Annotated in this window: 1 protein-coding gene; it reads right to left on the bottom strand. The window is 37.3% G+C overall.

Features of this window, described 5'->3' with window-relative positions:
• Positions 1–737: 737 nt before the first annotated feature.
• Positions 738–2,234 carry a transglutaminase domain-containing protein gene (locus DEX24_RS16685; protein ID WP_109307499.1) on the bottom strand — a complete coding sequence of 499 codons (1,497 nt, stop codon included), beginning with the start codon at positions 2,232–2,234 and terminating at the stop codon, positions 738–740.
• Positions 2,235–2,500: the final 266 nt, after the last annotated feature.

Below are 2,500 nucleotides of genomic sequence, written 5' to 3'. Positions count from 1 at the left end.
TACAATACGGCCAAATCAGCGGGTTTATTTGGCATGGAAATACAAGGTGCCACAACGATATTCGCTGTCAATCTTAAGCGGATATTAAAACTGCTAAATGAAAAAGAGTAAGAAATAGACAATGAAACAAGGCACTTTCTGTTCAAATCGAACAGAAAGTGCCTTATTTTTATCTAAAAAATCAACTCGTCATAAAAAACGTAAGTTTTTCAGTGCCCTCGGTATTAATTGCTGTCATTTTTTAATCCAGATGTAAACCAACTTCTTTATACTTTTTTAATAGTACTAAGATTCCTCCTTTAAATCGATCAAATCATTGATAGCCCTATATATTTCGTTTTGTTATTAATTTCTTCTAAAAAGCCATTTGAATCACTTGATTCTATTCTTTAGGCATTGATCACATGAAATAAAAGAAGTCTTTTCTTGAAAATATTTTCCACAAGAACCAACATAGCGTCGATGCTTAAGAATAATAAGTCGTTCAAACCATTTTACGTATATGAGATTTAGTGTACCCGTGCTTTTTTCTGTCTATTTTTAGGTAGGTTCGTCATGATCAAAAGAAATAGTGAGGACTCCTGCCGAAAAATAAGTAGCATACTCTTTCTAATAGCTAAAACATAAGTTGTTTCGATACCCAACATATATAATAGAACCTGTCTAAAAGGCTCGCAATATGCTATGTTCACCTTACTAAAAAAATTCGCTCATCGATTGGATGAGCGAATTTTTTTCTATAGTTTAAACAATACTGTATCACTACGTAAAAGACGAATTATGAATACTTCGTCTTTATCATCATAATCAATTGGCATACCGGATGACAACGTTAGTTCCGTTGTAGATGGTAGCAATGTTTTAGGTAGGATCAAGCTAGCCGCTTCGTTTAATTGTAATGTTTTTTTCCCAGCAGTCAATGTTACTTGAAAACCTTTATGCAATAACAAATCGACCGTTAATTTCTTCACTGCTTGAGACATAATTAGACGGACACCATCTTCACTATGCATAGCTATTCTTTGCTGTGCCCCTTCATAACTACCAAACCAACTATCGCCAAAATTCATGAATGGTATAACGGTGTCCGGCTCAGTTATAACTACACTATCCTGTTTTTCGACAGTAGTTATTTTATCTATTCGCTGGATTGTTCCATCTTCAAAATGAATCATTATTTGTTGTAGGTCAGATGAGATTGCCGTAACTACTTTCTTACAATGACAGCTAACTTCCTTCGTTACTAGATTATAACTATATAAAAAGCCTTCATCACTATAATTACTAAAATATAATTGATGATCTTTTAGCGTACAAAACTGCACACGAATAGGGAGTAATTCTTTGAAAACTAACTGTGGAAATAACGCAGAGGTTAATTTCGCAGTTTTCGGATGTGGAAAATAGAGTGTACTCTTACACAGTGACACGTCATAGAGATTACTTAAACCATCAAATCGTTTGCTGACACATGGTGGATAATGTTCTAAATTCCATTGATGATCACCAGCCATAAAATCATCCGTTCTTAAAAAGTAGCGATAGCGAATTTCATGTGTTTTGGTTTTTGAGCCGAGATCATTCCACGTAGCATCGATATGATACCATTCGCCATCAAGTTTTACCATGTTCCACGCATGACCTAGATCACCTTCGCCATTTGCATGCCCCACAACATAATAACAAGGAATAGCGAGCAGCTCCATCATTTTTTCAAATAATAACGCATATGCCATACATACACCCTTTTTTTCATGCATAAATGTATAGACAGTAAATGGTGAACCATCTGTTTGCATCTCATACTGATGATTGCGTACGATATAATCATGTACGGCAGTTACTTGTTCCAAAGGGGTCATTTCTTCTAAAGCTAAACGCTGCAAAATGGTTTGTATTTCATCTATTACCCAACTTTGTTCATCCTTTGTCATGCGGTATCGTACTGTAAAATTAATTTTAACTCGATTTTTTGAGACATTGATATGACTTGTCCCTCGACTCGAACAATGCTGTGTATAAAATGGTTGTTGCAAATGACTTAATTCAAAAGTATCTGCTAACAACTCATTCATTGCCTTTGGGAGCCGACCATTCACTTGTAATGTGAATTTTCTATCCATGCGTTGAATATGTGTCACGATCGCCGGTAGTAGTTGCTGTGCTGTAATCGTCGTTGACTTCAGCCCACCACTCGCTTGGAATTGTTGTAATGATTCAAAATTAATAGCCATAATATCTCCTTCAATAACTTCAGTTCCTGTATTATAGCATGAAAAAAGCACCCCTTTACTAGAGGGCACTGAAAAAGTCCACTTATGCACAGATAAGCGAGGATAGGAACGAAATTCGTTCCTGTCCTCGCTTTTCCTGGTAGCCGTTGATTCCGTTCCGGCGGGCGCTTTTCGCGGGCACGGCTCCAGCCTTCTCCCTCGCTTCGCTCAGTCCGGGTGCTTCCGCTCGTGCTGTTCCCGCAGAAGTCGCCGCCTGCACTCCATCA

Source organism: Kurthia sibirica (assembly GCF_003143975.1).
GTDB lineage: Bacteria > Bacillota > Bacilli > Bacillales_A > Planococcaceae > Kurthia > Kurthia sibirica.
This window is presented reverse-complemented; position numbering and strand designations above follow the sequence as displayed.